This window comes from Variovorax sp. SPNA7, from assembly GCF_033807855.1.
Taxonomy (GTDB): domain Bacteria; phylum Pseudomonadota; class Gammaproteobacteria; order Burkholderiales; family Burkholderiaceae_C; genus Variovorax; species Variovorax beijingensis.
The window spans coordinates 4,938,632-4,965,377 of record NZ_CP138513.1 but is presented as its reverse complement, the minus strand read 5'-3'; the positions used below and the strand labels follow the sequence as shown (position 1 = coordinate 4,965,377).

At 67.9% G+C, this 26,746-nt stretch carries 25 protein-coding genes; 10 read left to right on the top strand and 15 right to left on the bottom strand.

Annotated features, from left to right (window positions below; all coding sequences use genetic code 11):
• Window positions 1–12: 12 nt before the first annotated feature.
• Window positions 13–1,626 carry an RNA repair transcriptional activator RtcR gene (gene rtcR / locus RZE77_RS23290; RefSeq protein WP_319439462.1) on the bottom strand — a complete coding sequence of 538 codons (1,614 nt, stop codon included), beginning with the start codon at window positions 1,624–1,626 and terminating at the stop codon, window positions 13–15.
• A gap of 213 nt (window positions 1,627–1,839) precedes the next feature.
• Between rtcR and RZE77_RS23285 the strand changes: the two genes are divergently transcribed.
• The 6 genes from RZE77_RS23285 (at window position 1,840) to rtcA (ending at window position 9,042) form a co-directional block, all read left to right on the top strand.
• Window positions 1,840–3,393, top strand: coding sequence for a vWA domain-containing protein (locus RZE77_RS23285; protein ID WP_319439461.1), 1,554 nt, complete (start codon window positions 1,840–1,842; stop codon window positions 3,391–3,393).
• A 318-nt stretch (window positions 3,394–3,711) separates the two neighbouring features.
• Window positions 3,712–4,320 carry a hypothetical protein gene (locus tag RZE77_RS23280; protein ID WP_319439460.1) on the top strand — a complete coding sequence of 203 codons (609 nt, stop codon included), beginning with the start codon at window positions 3,712–3,714 and terminating at the stop codon, window positions 4,318–4,320.
• Between the two features lie 47 nt (window positions 4,321–4,367).
• On the top strand, window positions 4,368–5,585 hold the full coding sequence (locus RZE77_RS23275; RefSeq protein WP_319439459.1) for an RtcB family protein: 1,218 nt from the start codon (window positions 4,368–4,370) through the stop codon (window positions 5,583–5,585).
• 581 nt (window positions 5,586–6,166) lie between these two features.
• Window positions 6,167–7,078: a zinc-ribbon domain containing protein gene (locus RZE77_RS23270; protein WP_319439458.1), complete on the top strand. Its 912-nt coding sequence runs from the start codon at window positions 6,167–6,169 to the stop codon at window positions 7,076–7,078.
• A gap of 90 nt (window positions 7,079–7,168) precedes the next feature.
• Entirely contained in the window at window positions 7,169–8,008 is an 840-nt protein-coding gene (locus RZE77_RS23265; RefSeq protein WP_319439457.1) for a nucleotidyltransferase domain-containing protein, read from the top strand.
• Window positions 8,005–9,042: an RNA 3'-terminal phosphate cyclase gene (gene rtcA, locus RZE77_RS23260; RefSeq protein ID WP_319439456.1), complete on the top strand. Its 1,038-nt coding sequence runs from the start codon at window positions 8,005–8,007 to the stop codon at window positions 9,040–9,042. The genes RZE77_RS23265 and rtcA overlap by 4 nt, the downstream gene beginning before the upstream one ends.
• Before the next feature lie 28 nt (window positions 9,043–9,070).
• Here rtcA and RZE77_RS23255 read toward each other — a convergent pair whose 3' ends face one another.
• The gene (locus RZE77_RS23255; RefSeq protein WP_319439455.1) at window positions 9,071–10,714 is read right to left on the bottom strand and encodes an adenylate/guanylate cyclase domain-containing protein; all 1,644 of its coding nucleotides are present in this window, start codon (window positions 10,712–10,714) and stop codon (window positions 9,071–9,073) included.
• A gap of 28 nt (window positions 10,715–10,742) precedes the next feature.
• Here RZE77_RS23255 and RZE77_RS23250 point away from each other — a divergent pair, with 28 nt between their 5' ends.
• Window positions 10,743–11,480, top strand: a complete 738-nt coding sequence (locus RZE77_RS23250; RefSeq protein ID WP_319439454.1) for a Crp/Fnr family transcriptional regulator — start codon at window positions 10,743–10,745, stop codon at window positions 11,478–11,480.
• Window positions 11,481–11,489: 9 nt separating this feature from the next.
• On the opposite strand, the gene RZE77_RS23245 is transcribed toward RZE77_RS23250, so the two are convergent.
• Window positions 11,490–11,966, bottom strand: a complete 477-nt coding sequence (locus RZE77_RS23245) for a DoxX family protein (protein WP_319439453.1) — start codon at window positions 11,964–11,966, stop codon at window positions 11,490–11,492.
• A 194-nt stretch (window positions 11,967–12,160) separates the two neighbouring features.
• Between RZE77_RS23245 and RZE77_RS23240 the strand changes: the two genes are divergently transcribed.
• Complete coding sequence (locus RZE77_RS23240) at window positions 12,161–12,919, top strand: sulfite exporter TauE/SafE family protein (protein ID WP_319439452.1); 759 nt, start codon at window positions 12,161–12,163, stop codon at window positions 12,917–12,919.
• 15 nt (window positions 12,920–12,934) lie between these two features.
• Here the strand turns inward: RZE77_RS23240 and RZE77_RS23235 are convergent, their stop codons facing one another.
• The 5 genes from RZE77_RS23235 to RZE77_RS23215 all read right to left on the bottom strand — a co-directional run bounded on the left by RZE77_RS23235 (window position 12,935) and on the right by RZE77_RS23215 (window position 16,334).
• On the bottom strand, window positions 12,935–13,294 hold the full coding sequence (locus tag RZE77_RS23235) for a DUF1428 domain-containing protein (RefSeq protein WP_319439451.1): 360 nt from the start codon (window positions 13,292–13,294) through the stop codon (window positions 12,935–12,937).
• A 64-nt stretch (window positions 13,295–13,358) separates the two neighbouring features.
• Window positions 13,359–14,852 (bottom strand): DHA2 family efflux MFS transporter permease subunit, encoded by a 1,494-nt coding sequence (locus tag RZE77_RS23230; RefSeq protein ID WP_319439450.1) that lies wholly within the window; start codon window positions 14,850–14,852, stop codon window positions 13,359–13,361.
• A 40-nt stretch (window positions 14,853–14,892) separates the two neighbouring features.
• A complete protein-coding gene (locus RZE77_RS23225; RefSeq protein ID WP_319439449.1) occupies window positions 14,893–15,312 on the bottom strand; it encodes a VOC family protein in 420 nt (139 codons plus the stop codon).
• An 18-nt stretch (window positions 15,313–15,330) separates the two neighbouring features.
• Window positions 15,331–15,858, bottom strand: a complete 528-nt coding sequence (locus RZE77_RS23220) for an SRPBCC family protein (RefSeq protein ID WP_319439448.1) — start codon at window positions 15,856–15,858, stop codon at window positions 15,331–15,333.
• Between the two features lie 38 nt (window positions 15,859–15,896).
• A complete protein-coding gene (locus RZE77_RS23215) occupies window positions 15,897–16,334 on the bottom strand; it encodes a VOC family protein (protein ID WP_319439447.1) in 438 nt (145 codons plus the stop codon).
• A gap of 128 nt (window positions 16,335–16,462) precedes the next feature.
• Here RZE77_RS23215 and RZE77_RS23210 point away from each other — a divergent pair, with 128 nt between their 5' ends.
• On the top strand, window positions 16,463–17,125 hold the full coding sequence (locus tag RZE77_RS23210; RefSeq protein WP_319439446.1) for a TetR/AcrR family transcriptional regulator: 663 nt from the start codon (window positions 16,463–16,465) through the stop codon (window positions 17,123–17,125).
• 15 nt (window positions 17,126–17,140) lie between these two features.
• Here RZE77_RS23210 and RZE77_RS23205 read toward each other — a convergent pair whose 3' ends face one another.
• From RZE77_RS23205 to RZE77_RS23180, 6 genes are read right to left on the bottom strand one after another with little or no spacing between them, the layout of a single operon-like run.
• Entirely contained in the window at window positions 17,141–17,632 is a 492-nt protein-coding gene (locus RZE77_RS23205) for a MarR family winged helix-turn-helix transcriptional regulator (protein ID WP_319427606.1), read from the bottom strand.
• 40 nt (window positions 17,633–17,672) lie between these two features.
• A complete protein-coding gene (locus tag RZE77_RS23200) occupies window positions 17,673–19,442 on the bottom strand; it encodes an acyl-CoA dehydrogenase family protein (protein ID WP_319439445.1) in 1,770 nt (589 codons plus the stop codon).
• A 7-nt stretch (window positions 19,443–19,449) separates the two neighbouring features.
• Window positions 19,450–20,439 carry a Bug family tripartite tricarboxylate transporter substrate binding protein gene (locus tag RZE77_RS23195; protein ID WP_319427604.1) on the bottom strand — a complete coding sequence of 330 codons (990 nt, stop codon included), beginning with the start codon at window positions 20,437–20,439 and terminating at the stop codon, window positions 19,450–19,452.
• Between the two features lie 47 nt (window positions 20,440–20,486).
• Window positions 20,487–21,251 (bottom strand): SDR family NAD(P)-dependent oxidoreductase, encoded by a 765-nt coding sequence (locus RZE77_RS23190; RefSeq protein WP_319439444.1) that lies wholly within the window; start codon window positions 21,249–21,251, stop codon window positions 20,487–20,489.
• Between the two features lie 22 nt (window positions 21,252–21,273).
• Window positions 21,274–23,127 (bottom strand): feruloyl-CoA synthase, encoded by a 1,854-nt coding sequence (locus tag RZE77_RS23185; protein WP_319439443.1) that lies wholly within the window; start codon window positions 23,125–23,127, stop codon window positions 21,274–21,276.
• A complete protein-coding gene (locus RZE77_RS23180; RefSeq protein ID WP_145740257.1) occupies window positions 23,124–23,897 on the bottom strand; it encodes a crotonase/enoyl-CoA hydratase family protein in 774 nt (257 codons plus the stop codon). Before RZE77_RS23180 ends, RZE77_RS23185 begins: the two co-directional genes overlap by 4 nt.
• 104 nt (window positions 23,898–24,001) lie before the next feature.
• On the opposite strand from RZE77_RS23180, the gene RZE77_RS23175 reads away from it, so the two are divergent.
• Window positions 24,002–24,868: an amidohydrolase family protein gene (locus RZE77_RS23175; protein ID WP_319439442.1), complete on the top strand. Its 867-nt coding sequence runs from the start codon at window positions 24,002–24,004 to the stop codon at window positions 24,866–24,868.
• A 27-nt stretch (window positions 24,869–24,895) separates the two neighbouring features.
• On the opposite strand, the gene kefC is transcribed toward RZE77_RS23175, so the two are convergent.
• Window positions 24,896–26,746: a glutathione-regulated potassium-efflux system protein KefC gene (kefC, locus tag RZE77_RS23170; protein ID WP_319439441.1), complete on the bottom strand. Its 1,851-nt coding sequence runs from the start codon at window positions 26,744–26,746 to the stop codon at window positions 24,896–24,898.

Here is a 26,746-nt window from a genome sequence, read left to right as displayed (position 1 = left end):
GCGGAGGATAGCTTAGCCTGCGGCGATGCGGCTCCATTCGAGCCCGTGCTTGGCCAGGTACTTGCGCAGCCGGTCGGCATCGTTCACCACGCTGCGTTGGGCGCGCGAGGCCTGGAAGAGCTGCCGCCCCGCATCCGACAGGCTGCGCGAGTCGCGGCACACGCGCACCACCGCTTCGAGCTGCAGCCGGTCGAACAGGTCGAGCGCGGCTGCGCGGTCATCGCCGAGCAGGCTGCCGAGGTCGACGTCGGCAGCGCCTGCGTTTCGCCTTGCCGGGCCCTCGCGGTTCCAGAGCCAGCGCAGCCGCGCGACCTCGGCCTCGACCAGCGCCACCGGAATGCGCCCGCCGTCCGCCAGCGTGGCCAGCCGCGTCACGCTGGCCGAGAGGTCGCGGAAGTTGCCGCACCACAGCGCCTCGCCGCTCTGCGCGAAGCGCAGGTAGGCCGCGCGCGCCTCGGCGTTGAAGCGCACCACGCGGTGGTTCTCGGCCGCGTGGATGGCCAGCAGGTGGTCGATGTTGGGCTCGATGTCCTCGGGCCGCTGCGCGAGGCCGGGCAGGTCGTAGGTCCAGAGGTTGATGCGCGCGAACAGGTCTTCGCGGAAACGCCCCTCGGCCACGTCGCTGCGCAGGTCGCGGTTGGTGCCGGCGATCAGCTGGAAGTCGCTCTCCACTTCCTTGTCCGCGCCCACCGGGAAGAAGCGCTTCTCCTCGATGGCCTTGAGCAGCATCGCCTGCTCGTCGAGCCCGAGTTCGCCGATCTCGTCGAGGAACAGCGCGCCCTGGTTCGCCGTGCGCAGCAGCCCGGCCCGGTCGCTTGCCGCGCCGGTGAAGGAGCCCTTCCTGTGGCCGAACAGCGTGGAGGCCGCGCCGTCGCCGCGCAGCGTGGCGCAGTTCACTTCGACGAACGGACCGCTCATCTGGTGGCGCGCCTGCTTCAGCTCGAACATGCGCCGCGCGAGGAAGGACTTGCCCGCGCCCGTCGGCCCCACCAGCAGGATCGGCGCGCGCGAACGCACGGCCACGCGCTCGATCTCGTCGATCAGCGCATTGAAGCGCGCACTGCGCGTGGCGATGCCGCTCTTCAGGAACGCGACCGCGTCGCGCTGCTCCGCGTCGAAGCGCCGCGCGATCACGTCGTAGCGCGACAGGTCGAGGTCGATCAGCGTGCACTTGCCGGCCTCGCCTTCGCGCTGCTTCCTGGGCGGCGAGGTCTGCGCGAGCACGCCCGGCACCACGCGCGATTCCGACAGCAGGAACATGCAGATCTGCGCCACGTGCGTGCCGGTGGTGATGTGCGTCCAGTACTGCTCGCGCTCGGTGTCGAAGGGGTAGGCGCGCGCCCAGTCGTACAGGCGCGTGTAGACCTCGCCGAAGTCCCACGGGTCCGCGAGGTCGAAGGGCACGAGGTTGACCGTGGTCTCGGGCGACACGGCCGCGATGTCGGCCTTCACCACCTCGGCCAGCGCCTTGTGCTTGAGCGTGTAGAGCAGCTCCATGCGCGAGACGACCATGTCCTCGTGCTGCGCGAGCGAGACGGTGGGACGCCACTTGTTCCAGCGGCCCGCGCCTTGGCCGGCGTCGAGCTGGGTGCCGAGGAAGCCGATGACGACGATGGGTTTCTTCATTGATTGGATAAAAGGCTATCCAAAATTATAAGAAAAACGGAGTCTCATCGGCAACACGAACCAGCTTGTGTGCAACGAATCAAGAAAAACGTCAATGAAATCAACAGGTTGAAAAATCCATCCAGCCACAGCCCGGAACTGGCACACCCGTTGCAATAAGGATCACACATTCAAGAAAACGAACGAACAAAAAGAACCCCAAGGAGAAGTCTCATGGCCAACCTTCAACTCTTCCAGACCCGCCGCGGCACCCTGCAGCCTTCGGCCGACGCGCTCAACGAAGCGGGTGGCGTGGCGTACGCGCTGTCGTCCCGGCACCAGCTGGCGCAACTGGCCGCGACCGGTTGCCTGACCAACACCTTCTACGCACAGGCGCAGGACCAGCTCGACGCCGTGCTGGCGCTGGCCCGCGAAGTCGATCCGCTGTTCGTTGCCAAGACCGCCGTGTACGCACGCCGCGCCGGCCACATGAAGGACATGCCGGCGCTGCTGGCCGCCACGCTGGCGGTGCGCGACGTGCCGCTGCTCGCCAAGGTGTTCGCCCAAGTGGTGGACAACGGCAAGATGCTGCGCAACTTCGTGCAGGTGCTGCGCTCGGGTGCCGTGGGCCGCAAGTCGCTCGGTACGCGTCCGAAGAAGCTCGTGCAGCAATGGCTGCTCGAAGCGACCGAGGCGCAGCTGCTGAACGCCTCGGTGGGCAACACGCCTTCGCTGGCCGACGTGGTGAAGATGGTCCACCCGAAGCCTGCAGAAGCCTGGCGCGCCGCGTGGTTCGCATGGCTGATCGATCGTCCGTATGCGCTGGAGGCGCTGCCTCCGGTGACGAAGGCTTTCGAACGCTTCAAGCGCGATCGTTCGCTCGACGTGCCAGAGGTGCCGTTCCAGATGCTGACCGCACTGGAGCTGGACGCCCAGGGCTGGGCGCAGATCGCGCAGCGCGGATCGTGGCAGATGGTGCGCCAGAACCTGAACACCTTTGCGCGCCACGGCGTATTCGAACTGCCGGGCCTCACCGAGGCGGTGGCCGCCAAGCTGCGCGACCCGCAGGCCGTGGCCAAGGCGCACGTGCTGCCGTACCAGCTGATGGCGGCCTTCACCGCAACCGGCGCCGAGGTGCCGCACGTGGTGAAGGAAGCGCTGCAGGACGCGATGGAACTCGCGCTGGCCAACGTGCCGGTGTTCGAGGGCCGCGTGGTGGTGTGCCCCGACGTGTCGGGCTCGATGAGCTCGCCAGTGACGGGCCACCGCGGTTCGGCGAGCTCGGCGGTGCGCTGCATCGACGTGGCCGCGCTGGTGGCTGCCGCCGTGCTGCGCCGCAATGCGGATGCGCGTGTGCTGCCTTTCGAAACGAAGGTGGTTTCGCTGAAGCTGAATCCGCGTGATTCGGTGATGACCAACGCGGCCAGGCTGGCAGCGGTGGGCGGTGGCGGAACCTCGTGCAGCGCACCGCTGGCGCTGCTGAACCGCGAGAAGGCGAAGGCCGATCTGGTGGTGCTGGTGTCGGACAACGAATCGTGGGCCGACCCCGCGCGTGGCCGCGGAACCGCGACCATGCAGGAGTGGGCGGCGTTCAAGCAGCGCAACCCGAAGGCGCGGCTCGCGTGCATCGACATCCAGCCGTATGCGACCACTCAGGCGCAGGAGCGAGACGATGTGCTGAACATCGGCGGCTTCAGCGACGAAGTGTTCAAGCTGCTGGCGGTGTATGCCGCGGGTGGCCTGGGCGCCGGGTACTGGGTGGGTGTGATCGAAGAGATTTCGATCTGAGAAAAGAAGGAGAGGGTGCCGCGGGCTCTGGCCTGCGGGGCCTGATCCGAAGAATATGAACGTCGTCGTTCGGCGAATGCAGATGCGAGTACATCGAAAAAATGTTATCCCTCGCATCGATTGTTTGTCGCCGAACGGGGGCACGGGTTTGCAGCGAATGCTGGCGGAACTACAGCCTCTCAAGCTCGTGGTCGCGGGTTCGAATCCCGCCGGTCGAAAGGCCGTAGCTCAGTGGTAGAGCACGATCGTTTCGTCGATTCTTGTCGCTGCTTTTTGTTTTTTTAGGTGAATGCAGGCGTGTTTACAGGATAGAGCGTCATGGTCTTGGCCATGAAGGTCCCGGGTTCGATCCCCGGTCTGTTTCGGCAGATAGCTCAGTTCACGACTCGCCGCTCCTCGTCACCTCTTTTTTTTGACAACGTCACCATCGAGAACGCGATGACCGAAGAAGAAGTTTGCAACCAGCACCTGATCGGCTACGACCTGCATCGCGCAGGCTGGGCCGGTGTGAGCTTTCGCGCGGAGAAGGAACGGCTGAGCTTTGCCGTGTCCTATCTGCACGATTCGCTCGGTGACCTGGCGTGCATGGCGCTGTCGCTGCACAAGGGTGCGGTGACGGCCGAGGCGGTGTTCATGGACGAGCCCGGCGAGGTGATCCTGATGACGACTGGAACGAAGGATGTGCTGCAGTTCGAACTGCGCGAGTACCGCGACTGGGCGAGCTGGGGAATGATGGCCCTGGAGGACCACAAGGTGGTGGCGCGCGGAGAGATCGCACGCGACGCGCTGGTACGCAACATCCACGCGATCCTGGAGCGCATCTACCTGGAGGTGGGGCTTGCGCGGTATCGTGAATTGTGGGTCGAGCACGAGTTTCCGCTGCAGGATTACGAGCGGCTGTCGATCGCGTTGCACAAGGGGCGTTGATCTGAAGACGCAACGAGCCAATACAAGACATATAGAGAGAGAAAAAAATGAACTACAAACTGCACGAAGTAGCCAACGGCGTCCCCGTGAAGATGTGGACGAACGGCGTGCCCGTGGAAGACGAAGCGCAGAAGCAGCTCGAGAACGCGGCGCGCCTGCCCATCGTGTTCAAGCACATCGCGGCCATGCCCGACGTGCACTACGGCATCGGCGCGACCGTGGGCTCGGTGATCCCGACCTTCAAGGCCATCATCCCGGCCGCGGTGGGCGTGGACATCGGCTGCGGAATGATGGCGTGCAAGACCACGCTCAATGCACGCGACCTCCCCGACAACCTGGGCCCGCTGCGCTCGGCCATCGAAAAGGCTGTGCCGCACGGATCGAACCCCAAGCGCATGGGCCGCGACAAGGGCGCGTGGGAAACGCCGCCCGACGAAACCGACGCGGCCTGGGCCCAGCTGGTGGATGAGTTCGACCTGATCTGCGAGGACTACCCGCGCATCAGGAACACGAACAACCACAAGCACCTGGGAACGCTGGGTACCGGCAACCACTTCATCGAGGTCTGCCTCGACGAAGCGGGCGCCGTGTGGTTCATGCTGCACTCGGGTTCGCGTGGCGTGGGCAACGCCATCGGTACTCACTTCATCGAACTCGCGAAGAAGGACGCCGAGCTGCACCAGCGCAACCTGCCTGATCAAGACCTGGCGTACTTCGAGGAAGGCGCCAAGTACTTCGGCGACTACGTGCGTGCGGTGGGCTGGGCCCAGAAGTTCGCGCGCGCCAACCGCGAGGTGATGATGCAGCGCGTGGTCGCGGCTGCGCGCAAGGTGATTGCCAAGCCCTTCGAGGCCCATGTGGAAGCGGTGAACTGCCACCACAACTACGTGAGCCGCGAGACGCACTTCGGCGAAGACGTGCTCGTCACGCGCAAGGGCGCGGTGAGCGCCAAGGCCGGCGAGCTCGGGATCATTCCCGGCAGCATGGGCGCCAAGAGCTACATCGTGCGCGGCAAGGGCAATCCCGAGAGCTTCATGAGCTGCAGCCACGGCGCCGGTCGAAAGATGAGCCGCACCAAGGCGAAGAAGCTCTTCACCATCGCCGACCAGATCGCCGCGACCGAAGGCGTGGAATGCCGCAAGGACGCCGACGTGATCGACGAGATCCCGATGGCCTACAAGGACATCGACGCGGTGATGGAAGCGCAGAAGGACCTGGTGGAGGTGGTCTACACGCTCAAGCAGGTGGTGTGTGTGAAGGGATAGGAGGAGGCCCGCCAGGGCCTGCGCAAGATGGCCAGGATACAGATCGATGAGAGGTGCATTCGGCAAACAGAAGCGGAGTTGGGGCGCTTGCAGCAAGCCTTGAGTGAAGCTTTCAAGCAGCGCGAATCCTCCGCATCGGGATGGGCAGCGTGGAAGTCCGCCGCCGAGCGGTTTCGCCTTTACGAGAGTCCCGTTTTCGAGCTATGGAGCGATGAGGCACGGGAGGGCATCTTGCGAGGTGAAGGGTCGTGGCGCGAGAGTGCCATGCTTTACATCGAATTGAGTCCCCGATTTTTTCGATCCGGCTACCTGCGAGATCGTCTGTGTCATCTGTTGAAGCGGTGCACGCTGTCTGCGTCGGAGAGCTGCAACGTACGGAGGATTCTGCTGGAGACCTTGGTTCGCAGACCTTCGGTAGGGCGTTTTCGCCATGATTGCCAGCTTGCGGCGCGATGGGCCGACGACGAATTCTCGGCTCATGTTCAAGAGCTTTCATACCGCAAGCATGGATGGGTACGCGGGCGAGCGCAGCGAATGTTGAATGTCATCTTGCAGAACAAGAGACGGGGGAATCAGGAGCAATGAAAAGCAACAAGCAACGCCGCGCAGAGATCCGCGCTCACCGGCTGGAGCGCGCTGCGCGCCTCGAAGCGCAAATGCGTGTGTCTGCCCAGAGGAGTACATCCTTGCGCGCACCCGGCTTGGCAGCGGCCGATGTCGGTGTGCTGGAACGTCACAACAACACGGTCGGTCCGTTGCCGACCTACTACGTCGATCGCGCCTTCACCTGCCGCGACTGCGGCGCGGAGGAAGTCTGGACTGCCAAGCAGCAGAAGTGGTGGCACGAGGTCGCCCACGGCAGCATCGAGAGCCGTGCAGCGTACTGCCTTGCATGCCGGCGCGCACGTCGTGCGATGCATGCGGCATCGCAAGGCGAAGGAGCGAATCGCCTGGGCGAGATGTCAGAGCGCCTGCGTGTTCTGGCCCGTTCTGCGCCGACACCGGAAGCGCGGGAGGAAGTGGACGCGGCTCTTGAGAGCAAGTGGTGGGGCTTGCGCGTGCTGGCCGTTGCAGCGTTGGGTTGCTGGGGTACGGCAGCCGATATCGCGCGGCTGCGTGCCTGGGCCGACGTGCATCCGCCGTCGTGGGGAACTTGGGAGCAGAAGAGAGGAAGCGCCGCTGTGGAGGCGTTGGGCGGGTGTCTGCGGCATCCGGGCGATGACGCCTGGGCACTCGAGGCCTGTCTGCAAGGCCATGCAAATCCTTGGAGCTGGCGCGTGTTCTTGAGAGAAGTGCCGGCTGAACGTATGGAGGCCTGTGTCAAGGCTGAGTTCGCGAGCCAGGAAGACGATCCGCAACGCTTGCTGAGGCTTCTTGCGCTGCTGTATTGGATCGGGCAGTCACCAGGGTTGTCGCAGGTCGCCGTGCTGCACACACACCCGCACGCCGAAGTGCGCCTTTGGGCAAAGCGTTTCCAATCGCCGAAACCATGAGAGCCTTTCGGCTGCTGACGGAACCACCCTTTGCAACGCGAAAGCGTGCGACAAGAACGATATCGATAGACAACAACGAGATTCACAACCATGCAACAAGAAAAGGACAAGGAGCTCCTGCGCTCCGCCCACCCCATCGATCCCGCCATGCGCGCGCAGATCATGCAGGCCCTGCGCGACATCGAGGCGCGCCATGACGTCACGGTGCTGTTCGCCTGCGAATCCGGCAGCCGCGGCTGGGGCTTTGCCTCGCCCGACAGCGACTACGACGTGCGCTTCATCTACGTGAACCGCCTGCCGTGGTACCTCACGGTGACGCCGCGGCGCGACGTGATCGAGCTGCCGATCAGCAGCGAACTCGACGTGAACGGCTGGGACCTGCGCAAGGCGCTGGGCCTGATGCGCGAGTCGAACCCCACGCTGCTCGAATGGCTGCGCTCGCCGGTCGTGTACCGCGACGATGCGGCCGCGATGCCGCGTTTCCGTGCGCTCGCGGAGGCGGTGTTCTCCAATGCGCGCGGCTGGCATCACTACGCCTCGATGGCGAAGAAGAACTTCCGCGAGCACCTGCAGGCCGACGAGGTGCGCTACAAGAAATATCTCTACGTGCTGCGTCCGCTCCTGGCGGCACGCTGGATCCGCACGCAGGCCGGCGTGCCGCCGATGCGCTTCGCCGAGCTGGCGCAGCGCACGCTCGACGCCGTGCACGACGCCGCGCTGATCGAGGAGATCAACGCGCTGCTGGCAGTGAAGATGCGCGCCGGCGAGGCCGCGACCAGCCCGCGCTGGCCCGGCATCCATGCGTTCATCGAGGCCGAGCTGGCAGCCCACGCGGCCGAGCCGGTCACGCCGCTACCGCAGGCCGAGAACGCGGGACTCGATGCCTTCCTGTGCGAGACGGTGCTGCGCATCGAAGGAGGCCGCGCATGATCGAACTCGACGGTTCGCAAGGCGAGGGCGGCGGGCAGATCCTGCGCACCAGCCTGGCGCTTTCGGTGGCGACGGGCCAGCCCGTGGCCATCGAGAAGATTCGCGCAGGCCGCGCCAAGCCGGGCCTGATGCGCCAGCACCTGGCCTGCGTGAATGCCGCGGCACAGATCAGCGGCGCGCAGGTCGAAGGGGCCGAGCTCGGCTCGCAGTCGCTGCGCTTCGTGCCCGGGCCGGTGCGCGCGGGCGAGTACCGCTTCGCGATTGCCAGCGCGGGCAGCTGCATGCTGGTCTTGCAGACGGTGCTGCCGCCGCTGCTGCTGGCCGGTGCGCCGAGCCATCTGCACCTGAGCGGCGGCACCCACAACCCGATGGCGCCGCCCTTTCATTTTCTGGAGCGCGCCTTCGCACCGCTGGTGCGCCGCCTGGGCGCGGACCTGCAGCTGGTGCTGCGCCGCTGCGGTTTCTATCCGGCCGGCGGCGGCGAGGTCGAAGCGGCCATCGTGCCGGCGGCCGATGGGCTGCAGCCTTTCGACCTGATGAGCCGCGGCGCGCTGCTGTCGAGCCATGCGGAGTGCCTGGCGCCGGGGCTTGCGCGCCACATTGCCGTGCGCGAACTGGAGACGCTGGGCAAGGCCATGGGATGGTCCGGCGAGCAGCTGCGCACCGGAACCGCGCGCCAGAACGAGGGCCCCGGCAACGCGCTGCTTGCCACGCTGGCGTACGAGCATGTGACCGAGGTCTTCACGGCTTTCGGCGAAAAGTCGCTGAGCGCCGAGCAGGTGGCGCACGGGCTGGTGAAGGAGCTGCGCGAATTCCAGAAAAGCCAGGCAGCCGTTGGGCCGCACCTGGCCGATCAATTGGCCCTGCTGCAGGGCCTGGCCGCATGGCAAAGCGGCCGCGGCGGCGCCTTCACCTGCAGCGAAGTGACCGAGCACACGCGCACCAACTGCGCGGTGATCGAGCGTTTCCTGCCGGTGCGTTACCTCATCACGCAAGCGCCGGGCGCGGCCACCGTGACGGTGGCGCCGGCCTGAGGCGCAGCGCGTCGGCCGGCCGCTGCTGCTAGTCGCAGCAGATCACCGCAATCGGCTCGGAGCGGCCGCGCACGGCCAGCATCTCGACCTGTCCTCCCGCATGCGCGAAGCCGGCCTGCTGCGCGGCAAACACCGAGACCACCAGGCGCGATGCGGCCGTCTTGGCGTGGTCCTGCAGCCGGCTCGCGGTGTTGACCACCTCGCCGATCGCGGTGAAGGTGGTGGTGTCGAGGTAGCCCACCTCGCCCACGGCCGCCCGTCCGGCGTGCAGGCCCATACCGAAGTCCAGCTGGTGGCCGAACTGGGCTTCGAAGCCCTCGCTCCACGCGTCCATGCGCTGGCCGATGAGCTCGGTCGCGCGCAGCGCCTGCCGGCATGCGGTGGGCAGGTCGGTGTCGAGCCCGAAGATCGCCATCACGCTGTCGCCGATGAACTGGTTCGGCACGCCGCCGCATTCGCGCACTGCAGCGCCCACGGTGGCGAAGTAGCGGTCGAGCACATAGGCCAGGTCGAAGGGCCATTGCCCCTCCGCCAACCCCGACCAGCGCCGCAGGTCCACGAACAGGATGGCCACGTCGCGCTCGCGGCCGAAGCTGCTGGCCGGCGCCGGCTGCCTTCCGTTGCTTGCGGGTGCGAACAGCGGGATGACCTCGATGTCGCCTCGCGGGCGCAGCTGGCAGGCGAGCCGCACGCCGCCCGGGGCGCGCACGCGGTCGAGCGTTCGCTGCTCGTCGCGGTCGGGCGGGTCCGTGTGCTGTGCGGGACCGAGCACGCGCACGCGGCAGGTCGAGCAGCGCGCCCGGCCGCCGCACACCGAGAGGTGGGCGATGCCGTGCGAGCGGCTCGCTTCCAGCACGCTCCAGCCGCGCGGCACGTGCACTGTGCGGCCGGGGTAGCGCAGCGCGATCGACGCCCCGGGCGCGCGGCGCGCGAACCAGTTGCGCGCCGCATAGGCCGCCAGCAGGGCGGCCAGGCCGAGCGCGTAGAAGAGCTTGATGCGGCCTTCCGCCGTGTCGAGCGCACGGGCCTCGGCCGGGGTTGGCAGCACCGCGGGCGGAACGCCGGTCCACTGGAACTCGCGCCCCATCGAGACGAAACCCATCATCGCCGCGAGCGGCAGCACCACGGCAATGGCCAGCAGCAGGTAGGAAAAGCGGCGGTAGGCCGGCCGCGCCCGCAGCGCGAAGTGAATGCCGAGGCAGCCATGGGTCCAGGCCGCCAGCAGCATCGTGAACTGCGCGCCGGCGCCCGGCAGGCTCCACAGGCCCGAGACCACGCGCACATAGGAACCCTCGATGCCGTAGGCGAGGTAGGCGCCGCGCATGGCGGTCAGGTGGGTGGCCAGCAGCAGCGGCAGCGCAAAGCCCAGCAGCACGCGCAGGCCCTCGAGCGGCGGCATGCGCAGCGTGCGGCGTTCCCACAGCGCGGCCACCGCCAGCACCAGGTGCGCGCCGGCCGCCCCGTACAGCAGCAGCGTGCCCGGCAGGCTGTGCCAGAAGAGCTGCACGTTGCGCAGCACCGCTTCGGCCGCCGCGAAGGAGGCGATGCCCAGCGAATGGTTCAGCAGGTGCGCCGTGACATAGGCCATCAGCACCAACCCGCTCGTCCATCGCAGGTTGCGCCGGGTCGGTGGTTTCGGCAGCAGGGCGATGGGTGGGGAGCGTCTGTCCATGAATGGCTTCGAAGGGCACCCGAGCATAATGCGCGCGCCCCTTTCCACCGGCATGGCACTCACTCCAGACATTCCCCGTTCCAGCCTCGCGCTGCGCCGCATCGCGCTGTTCGAAGGCTTGCCAGACCAGCGGCTCGACCTGCTCGCGCAGCAATGCCTGTGGCACAGCGTCGAGGCCGGCAAGCCCCTGCTGCTGCGCGCCGAGCAGCAGGGCGATGTGTTCATGCTGGTCTCGGGCCGGGTCCGCGTGACCACCTATGCGGCCAACGGGCGGCAGGTGACCTTCAGGGATTCGGAGGCCGGCGAGCACTTCGGCGACATTGCCGCCATCGACGGCGGGCCGCGTTCGGCCGACGTGGTCACGCTGCTGCCGAGCGTGCTGGCCAGCCTCGACCGCGCTGCCTTCCTGGGCCTGTTGCGCGAGGAGCCGCTGGTGGCCGAGCGGGTGATGCAGCGGCTGGCGTCATTGGTGCGCCAGCTGTCGGAGCGCGTGATCGACCTGAGCACGCTGGGTGTCCAGAACCGGCTGCATGCCGAGCTGCTGCGCCTCGCGCGAACCGCGGGCGTGGCGCACAACCAGGCGCGGCTGGAGCCGGCGCCCAGGCATGCGGCCCTGGCGAGCCAGATCAGCACCAACCGCGAGCAGGTGACCCGCGAGCTCAACGTGCTGGCGCGCAGCGGCGTGCTTCAGAAGGACGGCAAGGCGCTGCTGGTGGCCGACGTCGCCCGGCTCGAGGCGATGGTCTCGCAGGTCAGGGGCGACTGATGAGCCGGATCAGTTCCAGCGGCCGCGCAGCCCGCCGAGGCTGAACCGGCCCGCGCCCAGCAGCACCACGGCGAGCGCGCCGAACAGGTACAGGCCCTGCAGCTCGAGCGCCCAGCCGCCCTGCTTGGTCAGCGCGAACAGGTCGGCCATGTGCACCAGGCCGAAGGCCGCGAGCATGTTGATGACGACCACGCCGGCGGCGGCGCGGGTCCAGAAGCCGGCGATCATGAGCAGCGGCGCCACGATCTCGCCCACGTACACCAGATAGGCCAGCCCGCCCGGCAGTCCGGCCTTCAGCAGCATCGCGCTCACGAAGCCCACGCCGGCCGAGATCTTGAAGATGCCGTGCAGCAGCACGAGCACGCCGATCGCCACGCGCAGCAGCAGCTTGCCGGCGTCGTCCAGCGTGGCGGGGGAAACGGAGGAAGCCTGCGAGGGTGCGATCGGCGCACGTGCGGCGTTGGCGGCTACGGCCTGGGTGTTCATGGCGGATCCTTGAAGAATGGGAGGGGTCGCCGCGCGGTGCGGCGGTTGCGCCTCCAGTGTGCGCAGCCGCGGCACGCCGGTATGTGCGTTTACGCACAATTTCCGACGGTGGCCCATGGCCCGCGCCATCCTGCTACGCTCGGACGGCCCGCCAGCCGACTCGGCGGGCTTTTTTCTGCGCCGCTTCCTTCCCCATGGTCTTTCCCCTCATCACCGATCCGCATTTCTATGCGGTGGCCGTTCCCGCCGTGCTGCTGCTGGGCATCAGCAAGAGCGGGTTCGGCGCTGGCTTCGGTTCGCTGGCGGTGCCGCTGATGGCGCTGGCGGTCACCGTGCCGCAGGCCGCGGCCATCCTGATGCCGCTGCTGCTCCTGATGGACCTGCTTGGCCTGGCCGCCTTCCGCAACGACTTCGACCGCGCGCTGCTCAAGTTCCTGATTCCCTTCGGGCTGCTTGGCACGGTGATCGGCACGCTGCTTTTCCGCACGCTCTCGGCCCACACCGTGGCCGGCATCGTCGGCGTGTTCACGCTGCTGTTCCTTGCGCAGCGGCTGGTGTTTCCGCCCAAGCCGGACGATCCGCTGCCCTCGCGCGCGGTGGGTGCGGCGCTCACCGCGGTGTCGGGGTTCACCAGCTTCATCGCGCATGCCGGCGGGCCGCCGATCAATGCCTACGTGATCCCGCTGCGGCTCAAGCCGGTGGTGTTCACCGCCACCATGGCGTACTTCTTCTTCGTGGTGAACCTGAGCAAGTGGGTTCCCTATGCATGGCTCGGCCTGATCGACCTGCGCACGCTGGCCACTTCGGCGGCGTTGATGCCGCTGGCGCCGCTCGGCGTGTGGGTGGGCATCCGCATTGCCCGGCGCATCGATGCGACGTGGTTCTATCGCTTCGTGTACCTGGGCATGCTGCTGACCGGCCTCAAGCTCGTCTACGACGGATTCTTCGCCTGAGGCCGGGACCGGAGCTCAGAACTCGACGATCGACTTGAACCCGCCGAAGATCATCCGCTTCGCATCGAAGGGCATGGTCTTCGGGTCCATCGCGGCAAGGCGCGGGTCGGCCATCACCTTGGCGTTGACCGCGTCGCGGTGCTTGCGCGACTTGTAGACGATCCACGAGAACGCCACGGTTTCATCGGCCTTCTGCTTCACGCTCTGCGGAAAGGACGTGAACTTGCCGGGCTTCACGTCGTCGGCCACGCATTCCACGTATTCGAGCGCGCCGTATTCCATCCAGATCTTGCCGGCCTTGCGCGCCAGCTTGCGGTAGGCCTCGATGTTGTTCGAGGGAATGGGAACGATGAAACCATCGACATAGCGAGCCATTGGAAGTCTCCTTGAAAGAAACGGAAGAAAGGAAAGAAAAAGGGGCCGCCCGCCAGGCGGACCCTCAGGATGCCGCCGCACGATTGGCCGTGCCTGCGGATGCCGCGGACCCCTTGCTGTTGTTGTCTTCGTTGTTCTGGGTGGACCCTGGCGATGCGGTGCGAAGCAGCACGGCCCCGAGCAGCCCCGCCACGGCCGCGAACACGGCGCCGATCAGGAACGCGAGGTTGTAGCCGCCGGTGAGCGCGAGCGCCAGCTTTGCGCCGGCCGCCTCCATCGACGTGGTGCGCGCGACGGCGGCGCTGGCCAGCACCGCCAGCCCGAGCGCGCCGCCCATCATGAAGGCCGTGTTGACCACGCCCGAGGCCAGGCCCGATTCGGTCGGGCTCACCTCGCTCATGGCTGCGAGCAGCAGCGGGTTCAGCGCCATGCCCGCACCCAGGCCGAGCAGCAGCATGCCCGGCAGCACGTCGACCACGAAGCTGCCGTTCACCGGCGCCCGCGCGAACAGCGCAAGCCCGATGGCCGCGAGCCACAGTCCCACGGACAGCGGCCGGCGGATGCCGAAGCGCATCACCAGCCTGGCCGAAATGCCCAGCGAGAACAGCGCCATGATCAGGTTGGCCGGCAGGAACGCCAGGCCGATCTGCATCGGCGTGTAGCCCAGCACCAGCTGCATGTAGAGCGCGGAAATGAAGAACCACGCGAACATGGCCGCCGCCCACAGCACGCCCACCACGTTGGAGACCGACACGCTGCGCAGCCGGAACAGGCCGAGCGGCATCAGCGGATGCTGCACCCGGGCCTCGATGGCGATGAAGAGCGCCATCAGCACCACTGCCGCACCCAGCAGGCCGAGCGTCTGCGCCGACTGCCAGCCGGCCTCGTTGCCGTTGACGATGGCATACACCGCGAGCATCAGCGACAGCGTCACCGCCACGGCGCCGGCCACGTCGAGCTTCTCGCCATGGGCATGGCCGCGCGCCGAAGGCAGCAGCGCAACGCACAGCGCATACACGGCCACGCCGATCGGCAGGTTCACCAGGAAGATCCAGTGCCAGCTCAGCGTGCTCGTGAGCAGCCCGCCCAGCAGCACGCCGATGCTGCCGCCGCCCGCGCAGACGAAGCCGTAGACGCCCATCGCCTTGGCGCGGTCGGCCGGCTCGGTGAAGATGTTCATGATCAGCGAGAGCGCCACCGCCGAGACCACCGCGCCGCCCAGCCCCTGCACCGCGCGCGCCGCCACCAGCAGGGCCTGCGAGTTGGCAACGCCGCAGGCCAGCGAGGCCAGCGTGAACAGCACGAGGCCGATCAGGAAGAGCCTGCGGTGGCCGTACAGGTCGCCCAGCCGCCCGCCCAGCAGCAGGAAGCCGCCGAAGGTCAGCATGTAGGCATTCACCACCCAGACCAGCGAGGTCTCGGTGAAGCCGAGGTCGGTGCGGATGGAGGGCAGCGCCACGTTCACGATCGTGGTGTCGAGCACGATCATCAGCACGCCCAGGCACAGCACCATCAGTGCGAGCCAGCGCTTGCGGTTGTTGTCGAGTGTGTCGGTCATGAAGAACGATTCCTCCAAGTTGCGGATGGAAAGGGCCGGGTCAGACCAGCGGCTTGCCCCCGTTGATGAGCCATGGCGTGCCGAAGCGGTCGGTCACCATGCCGAAGCCCTCGACCCAGAAGGTCTTCTCGAAAGGCATGGAGACGGTGCCACCCTCGGCGAAGGCGTCGAACACGCGGCGCGCTTCGGCGACGGTCTCGAGGGTCAGCGCAACGCCGAAGCCTTTCATGCCTTCGTAGGTCTGGCCGGGCATGGTGTCGGAGGCCATGAGCATGCCGTCGCCGTAGGCCAGGGACGCATGCATGATGCGCTTCTTGGCGTCGGCCGGCATCTGCTCGGTGCCGGGCGCTTCGCCGATGGTCATCATCATCTGCATGGTGCCGCCGAGCGTCTTCTCGTAGAAGCGCATGGCCTCGGCTGCGTTGCCGTCGAACGTGAGATAGGCGTGGATGGGAGACATGGTGTTTCCTTTCGGTGGTTACTTTTCGGAGGCCGTCTTGAGGTTGGCAAGGCCGGTTTCGAAGTCCTTGCCGATCATCTGGTCCATGTTGAAGAAGATGCCCATGAGCTTTGCGATGTAGGGGCTCGGGCCGTGCATGGCCCAGGTCACCTGTGTCGCGCCGCCCTGCGGCTGCAGCGTGAACTCGGCCATGTTGCGGGCTTCGAAGGGCTTGATGAAATCGAGCCTGATCGCGATCTTCGAAGCCGGCGTGGACTCGGCGATTTCCATGCGGCCCGCGCCCGCCTTGTCGTTGCCTTCCCACGCGTAGGTCGCGCCCTGGCCGGCGGGTGCGCCGCCGAAGCTGCGCTTCATGCCCGGGTCCAGCTTCTCGTAGGGCGACCACTCGCCCCAGCGGTGGAAGTCGTTGATCAGCGGAAAGATCTTCTCGGCCGGCGCCGCGATGCGCGCCGTGCGCTCGACGCGAAAGCTGCCGGGCCGGACGGCGGCGTAGATGAGCACGATCGCGATCAGCGCGAGGATGGCGAGGGCGATTTTCTTGAGCATGGAGGTATTCCTGGAGCGGGGCGGACCGTCGCGATTGATTACTGGCCGGCGTGCACCACCAGCAGCCAGCCCACGCCGAAGCGGTCCGCGAGCATGCCGAAGCTGGAGCTGAAGAAGGTCGGCGTCAATGGCTGCATCACCTGGCCGCCATCGGCCAGCGCATCGAACCACTGGCGCGCCTGGGCGTCGGTGGAGGCGGTGAGGGCGAGCATGATGCCCTTGAACTCCGGCTGGCCCGAGCACCGGCCGTCGGAGGCCATCAGTTCGGTTTCGCCGATGCGCACCACCGCGTGCATCACCTTGTCGGCCGCCGGCGCGCCGCCGCCGCAGCTGGCGTCGGCATCGGACGAAGGCGGCATTTCGGGCGCCTCGCTGTAGCGCATGAGTTGCACGACTTCCGCGCCGAGCGCCTTCTTGTAGAACGCGAGCGCTTCGTCGCAGCGGCCTTCGAAGGACAGGTAGGACTGGACTTTCATGGCGTTTCCTTTGGACTGAGGATGAAAGGATGCACAGAGACCTGCGCGCATACGGAATAACTAAGTTTGTGTACACCGTCCACAAAGAATAGCAGACATAATGGACACTGTCCACATGGAGATTTCCGATGAGCCCCCGCATCGTCCCGCCAGCCCCCACTCCGCCCGCGGCCCGCAGTACCTACCGCCACGGCGACCTGCGCCGCGCGCTGCTCGACGCCGGCATCGAACTGGCGCGCGACGGCGGCCCCGATGCGGTGGCGCTGCGCGAGGTGACGCGGCGTGCGGGCGTGGTGCCCAACGCGGCGTACCGGCATTTCGCGAGCCGGCGGGAGTTGCTGCTGGCGGTGCGCGCGGCCGCGCTGTCGGCGGCGGCCGGGGCCATGGAAAAGGAGCTGGCGGTGCTGCCCTGCGACCAGCCGCCCGTCGACTTCGCGCGGGCGCAGGTGCGGGCCATCGGCACTGGTTACCTGCGTTTTGCGCAGGCCGAGCCGGGCCTGTTCCGCACCGCCTTCGTGGTGTCGTCGGAGGACGCCGAGGGCGAGGTGGGGCCGGGAAAGGAGGGGGCCGGCGGCAAGGACCCGTTCCAGCTGCTGGGCGCCGCGATCGACCGTCTCGTGGAAGCGGGCGCGCTCGACCCTTCGCACCGCCCGAACGCCGAATACCTGGCCTGGTCGGCCGTGCACGGCCTGGCGCTGCTGATCATCGAAGGACCGCTCAAGGGCATGGATGCGCAGTCCAGCCACGCGCTGGGGCAGCGGCTGATCGACATGGTGGAGCGGGGGCTTTAGCCTGGGCGGCCCCGGCTACAGATAGATCTTCTGCAGCAGCCGGATCAGCGTTTCGCGCTCGCGTGCCGTGAGCCGGGCGCTGGCGTCGGCCTCGAGCTGCGTCACGGTCTGTTCGGCCTCGCGAATCAGCTTTTCGCCGGCCTCGGTCAGGTGCAGCCCCACCGCGCGGCCGTCGTGCGGATGCGGGCGGCGTTCGATGAGTCCGCGGCTGTCGAGCGTGGCGACCAGGCTCACCAGGTTGGGCGGCAGGATGTCGAGCGTGTTGCACAGCTGGCGCGAGGTGGCGCCCGGGTTGTGCGCCAGCAGCGACAGCACCGAGAAGTCGATCTGCTTGAGGCCGTACGGCGCCATGCGCTCGGCGAACACGCCGCTCACGATGAGCCAGGCGCGGCGCGCGTTGTAGCCGACCAGGGCTTCCAGCATGCGGGCGTCGAGCCGGTCGGACTTGCCGTTGCCGGCCGTTGCCGGCTCAGCCTTGGCGGGACTGTTCTTGGATGGACGGGGCATGGCCCGAGCGTAACCCGTGGCCGGCCCGGCCGGGCTTCCGTCAGCGCGCGGCGGCCGGGGTTTTTGCGGCGTCGTGCGTCATGGCGACACCCTCGCAGGCGCGCTTGACGATGGCCAGCCGCATGTCGAATTCGGGCAGCACCCAGCGCCGCAGCGCCGCCGCCGGGCCCGCCCTGGCGGCGCGCTCGGCATCCGATGCCTCGGCCGCATCGATGCGCGCCCAGGCCCAGGCCAGCATCGCGAGCATCACCGCGCGCAGGTAGTCGTCGGCCACTTCGTAGGGCAGCACGGGGTTGGCATGCGCGGCCATCGCGATGGTGGTGCCCAGGTAGCGCAGCTGCGCGAGCCGGCGCTGCACGTCGGCATCGGCGTCGCGCGAGGCGTCGAGCGTGTCGCGCAGCTCGAGCAGCACGGCCGACATGCCGGCGCCGCCGTCGGGCAGCACCTTGCGCACCAGCAGGTCGATGGCCTGGATCTCGTTGGTGCCCTCGTAGATCATGGTCACGCGCGCATCGCGCACGATCTGCTCGATGCCCCATTCGCGCACGTAGCCGTGGCCGCCGAACACCTGCAGGCATTCGCTCGCGCCATGGAAGGCCTGCTGCGTGCAGGCGGCCTTGAGCACGGGCGTGACCAGCGAGCACCAGCGCTGCGCGCGTTCGCGCGCCTTGGGGTCGGCGTCGTGCGCGGCCACGTCGAGCATCAACGCGCTGCGGTAGGCGAGCGTGCGTGCGCCGTCGATCCAGGCGCGCTGGGTGTCGAGGATGCGGCGGATCGCGGGGTGTTCGGCGATCAGGTCCGCGGCTTCGGCGCCGCGGCTGGCGGGCACGGCGCCGGGCGCGCGCATCTGGCGGCGCTCGGCCGCATAGGCGTCGGCCTTTTGCCAGGCGGCATCGAGCAGGCCGATGCCCTGCAGCGCCACATGCAGGCGCGCCGCATTCATCATCACGAACATCGCGGCCAGGCCGCGGCCCGGCTCGCCGACCAGCCAGCCGGTGGCGTCGTCGAAGCGCATCGTGCAGGTGGGGCTGCCGTGCAGGCCCATCTTCTCCTCGATGCGTTCGCAGTGCACCGCGTTGCGCGCGCCGTCCGGCAGCAGCTTGGGCACGAGCACCAGGGACAGGCCCTTGGGGCCGGCGGGCGCCTGTACTTCCGATCCATGCATGCGGCACAGCACCAGGTGCACGATGTTGGGCGTGAGGTCGTGTTCGCCGCCCGAGATGAAGATCTTGCCGCCGCTCACGCGCAGGCTGCCGTCGGCCTGCGGCACGGCGCGCGTGCGCACCTGGCCCAGGTCGCTGCCCGCATGGGCTTCGGTCAGGCACATGGTGGCGAGCCATTCGCCGGTGGCGATCTTCGGGAGGTAGAGCGCCTTCAGTTCGTCGTTGCCGTGGTGCTTGAGGCAGGCATAGGCGCCGTGCAGCAGGCCCGGTGCCATCGTGAGGCCGTGGTTCGCCGCGCTCAGCCATTCGTAGAGGATGGCTTCGAGCACGGCCGGCAGCCCCTGGCCGCCGTCTTCAGGCGCAGCCGAGAGACCTGGCCAGCCGCCATCGACGAAGGCCTGGTAGGCCTCGCGGAACCCGGGCGGCGTGGCGACCTCGCCGTTGGCGAAGCGGCAGCCGATCTCGTCGCCGCCGCGGTTGATGGGCGCCACCGCCTCGGCCACGAAGCGCGCCGCTTCCTCGAGCACCTGCTGCTGCAGCGCTTCGTCGACCTCGGCGAAGGGCGCCAGCGCGCGCAGCCTCGATGGTGCGTCGAGCACCGCGTTCAGGATGAAGCGGCTGTCTTCGGGGCGGGGCCGGTAATCCATGGGTGTATCAGGACTCGGCGGTGAAGCCGATCTTCTTGACCAGCGGGCCCCAGCGTTCGTACTCGGACTGGAGCGATTTCTTCATGTCCTCGGGTGAGGAGCCGTGGGCGACCAGGCCGACCGACAGCAGGCCGTCGGCCACGGCCTTGTCCTTGAGCGCGGCCTGGATGGCCGTGCTCGCGGCGGCGATGACGGCGGCGGGCGTCTTGGCCGGCGCGAAGAAGCCGAACCATTCGTCGGCCACGATTTCCGGGAAGCCCTGTTCGGTGAAGGTGGGCACGTCGGGCAGGTAGGCCGCGCGCTGCGCGCCCGAGGTGGCGAGCACGCGCAGCTTGCCGGCCTTGGCGAAGGGCAGGTAGTCGCCCACGGGCGTCATGCTCGAGGCGATCTGCCCGCCCACCACGTCGTTGATGGCCGGCAGCGAGCCGCGGTAGGGAACGTGGCGCAGGTCGGTGCCGGTGTTCAGGCCCAGCAGCGCGCCCAAAAAGTGCGGCGTGGAGCCCGCGCCCGGCGAGCCGTAGCTGGCCTGGCCGGGGTTGGCCTTGGCCCAGGCGATGTAGTCCTTCAGCGTCTTCACGCTGGCCGGCACCACCGGGCCGACGGCCAGGCCGTGCGTCATCACGGCGCCGATGGAAACCGGCGCGAAATCGGCGAGGCCGTAGCTCAGCTTGGTGTAGATGTGTGGATAGGTCGAGAGCGCCGAGGCCTGCGCGAGGCACAGCACCGAGCCGTCGGCCGGCGAGCCCTTGAGTGTGTCGAGCGCAATGCGCCCGCCCGCGCCGGGCTTGTTCTCGACCACTGCGTTGATCTTCGAATAGGGCGTGTCGCCCAGCTTCTCGGCCACCCGGCGCGCCACGCTGTCGCCCGCGCTGCCGGCCGGAAAGCCGTAGTAGATCTTGGCCTGCTGCACGGCCTGGGCGAGTGCGGCAAGCGGATGCAGGGCGCCGAGCGCGGCTGCGCCGCCGAGTGCCTGCACGAATTGGCGTCTGTTTGTCATGGTGTTGTCTCCTTGTATTCCGGGGCTCTGTTTGCTGGGGCTGGAAATCAGCGCGGCGCCATGCGCAGCGCGCCGTCGAGGCGGATCACTTCGCCGTTCAGGTGCCCGTTGGTCACGATGTGGCAGGCCAGCTCGGCAAATTCCGAAGGCTTGCCCAGGCGCGGCGGAAACGGGATCGATGCGGCCAGCGATTGCTGCACGGCTTCGGGCAGTTCCATCAAAAGCGGCGTGGCAAAGAGGCCCGGCGCCACGGTGCAGACGCGGATCGCATGCTGCGCAAGGTCGCGCGCCATCGGCAGCGTCATGCCCACGAGGCCGCCCTTGGAGGCGCTGTAGGCCTGCTGGCCCACCTGGCCGTCGAAGGCCGCGACGGATGCGGTGAAGAGCATCACGCCCTTCTCGCCGTTGTCCAAAGCATCGAGCTTGGCGCAGCGGGCCGCAAAGAGGCGCGCCATGTTGTAGCCGCCGACCAGGTTGATGTTGACCACGCGCACGAAGTCTTCGAGCGGCGCGGGGTTGCCGTCCTTGCCGACGATGCGCTTGGCGCTGCCGATGCCCGCCACGTTCATGAGGATGCGCGCGGTGCCGTGCGCGGCCTCGGCCTTGTCGAGCGCGGCATTGACGCTCTCGGTGTCGGTGATGTCGCAGACGCAGGCGACGCCGCCAATCTCTGCGGCCACCTTGGCGGCCAGTTCGGCGTTGCGGTCGAGCACGGCCACATTGGCGCCCAGGCGCGCGAGTTCGCGCGCGGTGGCTTCGCCCAGGCCCGATGCGCCGCCGGTCACGAGTGCGGCTTGTCCTTCGATCTTCATGGTGTGTGTCTCCTCGGGTGGTTCAGCGGGGCTTCAGGGTGAAGGGCAGGGTGTCGGCATGCAGCGCCTCGACGATTTCGGCGCGGTGCTTGAGCACGGCGCGCTGGTTGATGGAGCCCTTGTCGGTCACTTCGCCCTTGTCGATGGAAGGCGGCTCGGCCATCAGGTGCAGCCGCGCGATGCGGTTGGCGCTGCCGGTGCCCATGGCCGCCAGTTCGTTGGCCACCTGCTGGAAGTGCGCCTGCACCGGTGCGCTTTCGAGCACCTGCTGCATGGCGGCGCTTTCGGGCAGGCCGGCCAGTTCCCGCACCTTCTGCGTCGGGAAGACCAGCGCGCCGACTTCCTTCAGGTTGATGCCGGTCAGCACCGCGTCCTGCACGTAGGGCGCGCCGGCCGCGATGATCTTCGCGCGCAGCGGCCCCACGCTCACGAAGGTGCCGGTGGCGAGCTTGAAGTCTTCGGCGATACGGCCATCGAAGCGCAGGCCGCGGTGGATGTTCGACTCGTCGATCCATTTCACCGCATCGCCGGTCGAGAAGAAGCCCTCTTCGTCGAAGGCTTCGGCCGTGGCCTCGGGCGCGCGCCAGTAGCCGGGCGTGATGTTGGGGCCGCGGTAGCGCACCTCGGTCTTGCCGTCGACCTCGATCAGCTTGAGCTCGATGCCGGCCGCGGGCAGCCCCACGTCGCCCGACTTGACCTCGGGCCCCGTGACGTAGAGCGCGAACGGACCCGACTCGGTCATGCCCAGGCCGGTGCCCATCACGATGCGTTCGCCGACTTCGGACTCCTGCGTGCGGTGCAGGCTGTCCCACACGGGCTGCGAGAGCGCGGCGCCCGAGTAGAAGAACATCTTCACGCGCGACAGCAGGTTGCGGCGCAGCACCGCGTCGGTTTCCATGGCGTGCGCGATGGCCTCGAAGCCGGTCGGCACGTTGAAGTAGATGGTGGGCGCGATCTCGCGCAGGTTGCGCAGCGTCTCGGCCATGCCGCCGGGCGTGGGCTTGCCGTCGTCGATGTAGAGCGTGCCGCCGTTGTCCAGCACGATGCCCACGTTGTGGTTGCCCCCGAAGGTATGGTTCCAGGGCAGCCAGTCGACCAGCACCGGCGGCTCCTCGCCCAGGGCGGGAATCGACTGGCGCAGCTGCTGCTGGTTGGCGCACCACATGCGGTGCGTGTTGATCACCGCCTTGGGCATCTTGGTGGAGCCCGAGGTGAAGAGGAACTTGGTGATGGTGTCGGGGCCGGTGGCGCACATCGCGGCATCGATGGCGGGCGTGGCCGGCGTGGCGGCCAGCGCATCGAACGAGGTGGCGTCGCGGCCATCGGGCGCGCCCTCGGCGATCACCACTTCGGTCCCGGCGGGCACGGTGGCGGCAATGGCGCGGCCGAAGCGCGCGGCGTCGGCCGCGAACACCAGGCCCGGCGTGAGCGTGTCCAGCACGTGGCGCAGCTTCTCGAAGTCCTGGCTCACCACCGAGTAGGGCGGCGACACCGGGCAGTACGGCACGCCCGCATAGAGGCAGCCGAGCGCCATCAGGGCGTGTTCGATACCGTTCTCGCTCAGGATCGCGACCGGGCGCTCCGCGCTCAGGCCGCGGTCCAGCAGGGCCTGGCCGATGCTGCGCGCCTTCTGCAGCGCCTCGGCGTAGCTCACGCGCTGCCAGTCGCCGGTGCTGCCATCGGCCAGCCGTTCGCGGCGGGCGATGAAGGTGCGCTCGGGCGCCTGTTCGGCCCAGTGCGCGAGGCGGTCGGTCATGCGGTTGCGGTAGGGCGCGAGCGGCGTCTCGGCCCGCAGGTACTGCGTGCCCGGCGCACCTTCGCGCAGCACGGCGCGCGTGACGCCGAAGGCCAGCGGACGGTATCGGATGGTGGTCATTCCTTGCTCACTTTGGCGCCGCGGCCTTCGAGGAAGTCGCGCACGCGCGCCTTGGCCTCGGGCGCGTTCTGGACGATGCCGGACATCAGCGCCTCGGTGAAGAAGCCGTGGTCGGCCGACTGCTCGGCAATGCGCGGCAGCGCATGCATCAGCGCGTAGTTGGTCAGCGGCGCATTGGTGGCCACGCGCTTGGCGAGCTCGAAGGCCTTGTCGAAGGCCGCGCCCTCGTCGACCAGGTACTGCGCGAAGTTGGCGCGCTCGCCGTCCTCGGCGTTGTAGACGCGGCCGGTCATCATCATGTCGGTCATGCGCGCCACGCCGATCAGCTTGGGAATGCGCACCGAGCCGCCGCCGCCCACGAAGATGCCGCGCGAGCCTTCGGGCAGCGCGTAGAAGGTGCTGCGGTCCGCCACGCGGATGTGGCAGGCGCTCGCCAGCTCGAGGCCGCCGCCCACCACCGCGCCGTGCAGCGCTGCGATCACCGGCACCGGGCCGTGCTGGATCAGGTCGAGCGCGCCATGCCACAGCCGCGAGTGCTGCATGCCCTGGCCGGCGTCGCGCTCCTTCAGCTCGCTCAGGTCTAGGCCGGCGCAGAAGTGCGGGCCCTCGCCGTCGAGCACCGCGGCGCGCACCGTGGAAGGCAGCGTCTCGAAGGTGTTGCGCAGCGCGAGGATCAGGCCGTCCGAGAGCGCGTTGCGCTTGGCGCCGCGCGTCAGGCGGACGATGGCCACGTCGTCGCGGATGTCGAGTTGGAGGTCGGGATTGGTCATGATTGCATTCGTGTGTGAGTTGGATTATGGTTATGATAAATAATCAATTCAAGGCACTTGAGACCCCCGATTCCTAGGGACTTACCCGTACTGGAGACAACGACATGGACCACCAGAACCTGATCGCCATCGACATCCACACCCACGCCGAAGTGAGCTGCTGGAATCCGTTCGACAACTACGGCGAGGAATACGACCGCGCCGCCGACAAGTACTTCGGCTCCAGCGGCCGGCCCACCATTGCCGAGAGCGTGGCCTACTACCGCGAACGCAAGATCGGGCTGGTGATGTTCATGGTCGACGCCGAGTCGAACATGGGCCGCCGCCGCATCCCGAACGAGGAAATCGCCGAAGCCGCGCAGAAGAACAGCGACATGATGATCGCCTTCGCGAGCATCGATCCGCACAAGGGAAAGATGGGTGCGCGCGAGGCGCGCCGGCTCATCGAGGAGCACGGCGTGAAGGGCTTCAAGTTCCACCCGACGGTGCAGGCCTTCCATCCCTACGACAAGATGGCCTGGCCGCTCTACGAGGTGATTGCCGAGCACAAGCTGCCGGCCATCTTCCATACCGGACACAGCGGCATTGGTTCAGGCATGCGCTGCGGCGGCGGCCTCCGGCTGGAATACAGCAACCCGATGCACCTGGACGACGTGGCCATCGACTTTCCGGACATGCAGATCGTGATGGCGCATCCCAGCTTCCCCTGGCAGGACGAGGCGCTGAGCGTGGCCACGCACAAGCCCAATGTCTGGATCGACCTGTCGGGCTGGAGCCCCAAGTATTTTCCGAAGCAGCTGGTGCAGTACGCCAACACGCTGCTGAAGGACCGCATCCTGTTCGGCAGCGACTACCCGCTGATCACGCCCGACCGCTGGATGAAGGACTTCGAGGCGGCCGGCTTCAAGCCCGAGGTGATGCCGGGCATCCTGAAGGGCAATGCGGTCAGGCTGCTGAAGCTGGAGGGCTGAGCGCCGGCAGGCCGGGCCCAGGGCGGGCTACGCGTCCGCCTCTTCCTTTTCGTCGATCAGGTTCCAGTCGCGGCCCGAGCGGCGCTGCCGTTCTTCGCGTTCGCGCGCCATCTGTTCCTCGAACTGCTGGCGGCCCGCCTTGTTGGCCGCGATCAGCTTGGCGCGGTCCTTGTAGTGCGGGTAGATCTCGTCGCTGAGCTTGAGATTCCGGCGGCGAAAGCGCATGGCCGTCTCGCGCGCCTCGTGGGCGGGCCAGCCCAGCGCCTCGAGCGTGCTGCGGGCGCTGCGCAGCGACGATTCGAACACCTCGCGCTCCACATCCGTCACGCCGCGGTCGCGCAGCTGGAAGAGGTGGGTCACGTTGCGGGCCCGCGCGATGATGCGGGCCTGCGGAAAGTGCTCCTTCACCAGGTCGACGATATTGAGCGACTGCTCGATGTCGTCCACCGCCACCACGATGGCCTTGGCCGAGCCGGCGCCCGCGGTGCGCAGCAGGTCGAGCCGCGTCGCGTCACCATAGAACACGCGAAAGCCGAACTGCCGCAGGCCTTCGACGGTGTCGGCGTCGTGGTCGAGCACCGTCACGCGCAGGCCCTGCGACATCAGCATGCGGCCCACGATCTGGCCGTAGCGGCCGAAGCCGCAGATCAGCACCTTGGCGTCCTGCTGCTCCGAAATTTCTTCCAGCTGCGTGCCGTTGTTGCGGCTGTAGCGCGGCAGCACGAACTTGTCGAGCAGCACCAGCAGGAGCGGCGACAGCAGCATCGACAGCGCCACCGCGCCGATCAGGAGCGAGGTGGTCTCGGGCGGCAGCACGTCGGGCCCCGCGGCCTGGAACACCACGAACGCGAACTCGCCGCCCTGCGCGAGCAGCAGCGTGAACACGGGGCGCTCCTGGTAGGCCAGGCCCATGGCCTTGGCCAGCGCGTAGATCACGGCCAGCTTGATGGCCATGAAGCCGACCACCAGTAGCGCCATCAGCCCGGGGCTCGCCATCAGCACCCCGAAGTTGATCGACATGCCCACGGCAATGAAGAACAGGCCCAGCAGCAGGCCCTTGAAGGGCTCGATGTCGGTCTCGAGTTCGCGCCGGTATTCGCTTTCCGCCAGCAGCACGCCGGCAAGGAAGGCGCCCAGCGCCATCGACAGGCCCACGAACTGCATCAGCGCGGCGATGGCCACCACCAGGAGCAGCGACGCCGCGGTGAAGATCTCGGGCGTGTCGCTGCGCGCGATCCAGCGCAGCAGCGGACGCAAGGCCAGCCGGCCGCCGAGGATGATGCCGGCGATCACGCCGACGATCTTCAGGCCCTCGAGCGTGCGGTCCAGCCCGCTGAGCGACTGTTCGGCTGCCGTGGCGCCGGCCAGGAGCGGCAGCAGGGCCAGGATCGGGATGGCCGCCACGTCCTGGAACAGCAGGATCGAGAAGCCGGCCTGGCCGCTCGGCGTCTTCAGCAGGTTGCGCTCGCCGAACACCTGCAGCGCAATGGCCGTGGACGAGAGCGCCAGGCCGAGCGCCGCCACCAGCGCCACGCGCCATTCGGCACCCGCGGCCCAGCCGACGGCAAACAGCACTGCGGCGCAACTCAGCACCTGCGCCGCACCCCAGCCGAAGATCGGCCGGCGCAGGTTCCACAGGCGCCTGGGTTCGAGCTCCAGCCCCACGAGGAACAGCATCAGCACCACGCCGAACTCGGCGAAATGCAGCACGTCCTCCACGCTGGAGACGAGCCCGAGCCCCCAGGGGCCGATCGCGATGCCGGCCACGAGGTAGCCGATGATCGAGCCCAGGCCCAAGGCCTTGGACAGTGGCACCACCAGCACGGCGGCGCCCAGGTAGATCAGGCTGTTGGTCAGCCAGGCGGGTGCGTGTTCCAT

Bases quoted from the DNA above. Each gene is read 5' to 3' on its own strand.
- RZE77_RS23280 (WP_319439460.1), top strand. From the start codon at position 3,712: ATGGTCTTGGCCATGAAGGTCCCGGGTTCGATCCCCGGTCTGTTTCGG.
- RZE77_RS23245 (WP_319439453.1), bottom strand. From the start codon at position 11,966: ATGAACACCCAGGCCGTAGCCGCCAACGCCGCACGTGCGCCGATCGCA.
- RZE77_RS23190 (WP_319439444.1), bottom strand. From the start codon at position 21,251: ATGAAGATCGAAGGACAAGCCGCACTCGTGACCGGCGGCGCATCGGGC.
- RZE77_RS23265 (WP_319439457.1), top strand. From the start codon at position 7,169: ATGCAACAAGAAAAGGACAAGGAGCTCCTGCGCTCCGCCCACCCCATC.
- RZE77_RS23175 (WP_319439442.1), top strand. From the start codon at position 24,002: ATGGACCACCAGAACCTGATCGCCATCGACATCCACACCCACGCCGAA.
- RZE77_RS23185 (WP_319439443.1), bottom strand. From the start codon at position 23,127: ATGACCACCATCCGATACCGTCCGCTGGCCTTCGGCGTCACGCGCGCC.
- rtcR (WP_319439462.1), bottom strand. From the start codon at position 1,626: ATGAAGAAACCCATCGTCGTCATCGGCTTCCTCGGCACCCAGCTCGAC.
- RZE77_RS23215 (WP_319439447.1), bottom strand. From the start codon at position 16,334: ATGAAAGTCCAGTCCTACCTGTCCTTCGAAGGCCGCTGCGACGAAGCG.
- RZE77_RS23230 (WP_319439450.1), bottom strand. From the start codon at position 14,852: ATGACCGACACACTCGACAACAACCGCAAGCGCTGGCTCGCACTGATG.
- RZE77_RS23255 (WP_319439455.1), bottom strand. From the start codon at position 10,714: ATGGACAGACGCTCCCCACCCATCGCCCTGCTGCCGAAACCACCGACC.
- RZE77_RS23285 (WP_319439461.1), top strand. From the start codon at position 1,840: ATGGCCAACCTTCAACTCTTCCAGACCCGCCGCGGCACCCTGCAGCCT.
- RZE77_RS23225 (WP_319439449.1), bottom strand. From the start codon at position 15,312: ATGTCTCCCATCCACGCCTATCTCACGTTCGACGGCAACGCAGCCGAG.
- RZE77_RS23250 (WP_319439454.1), top strand. From the start codon at position 10,743: ATGCGCGCGCCCCTTTCCACCGGCATGGCACTCACTCCAGACATTCCC.
- kefC (WP_319439441.1), bottom strand. From the start codon at position 26,746: ATGGAACACGCACCCGCCTGGCTGACCAACAGCCTGATCTACCTGGGC.
- rtcA (WP_319439456.1), top strand. From the start codon at position 8,005: ATGATCGAACTCGACGGTTCGCAAGGCGAGGGCGGCGGGCAGATCCTG.
- RZE77_RS23180 (WP_145740257.1), bottom strand. From the start codon at position 23,897: ATGACCAATCCCGACCTCCAACTCGACATCCGCGACGACGTGGCCATC.
- RZE77_RS23205 (WP_319427606.1), bottom strand. From the start codon at position 17,632: ATGCCCCGTCCATCCAAGAACAGTCCCGCCAAGGCTGAGCCGGCAACG.
- RZE77_RS23235 (WP_319439451.1), bottom strand. From the start codon at position 13,294: ATGGCTCGCTATGTCGATGGTTTCATCGTTCCCATTCCCTCGAACAAC.
- RZE77_RS23275 (WP_319439459.1), top strand. From the start codon at position 4,368: ATGAACTACAAACTGCACGAAGTAGCCAACGGCGTCCCCGTGAAGATG.
- RZE77_RS23220 (WP_319439448.1), bottom strand. From the start codon at position 15,858: ATGCTCAAGAAAATCGCCCTCGCCATCCTCGCGCTGATCGCGATCGTG.
- RZE77_RS23270 (WP_319439458.1), top strand. From the start codon at position 6,167: ATGAAAAGCAACAAGCAACGCCGCGCAGAGATCCGCGCTCACCGGCTG.
- RZE77_RS23240 (WP_319439452.1), top strand. From the start codon at position 12,161: ATGGTCTTTCCCCTCATCACCGATCCGCATTTCTATGCGGTGGCCGTT.
- RZE77_RS23195 (WP_319427604.1), bottom strand. From the start codon at position 20,439: ATGACAAACAGACGCCAATTCGTGCAGGCACTCGGCGGCGCAGCCGCG.
- RZE77_RS23210 (WP_319439446.1), top strand. From the start codon at position 16,463: ATGAGCCCCCGCATCGTCCCGCCAGCCCCCACTCCGCCCGCGGCCCGC.
- RZE77_RS23200 (WP_319439445.1), bottom strand. From the start codon at position 19,442: ATGGATTACCGGCCCCGCCCCGAAGACAGCCGCTTCATCCTGAACGCG.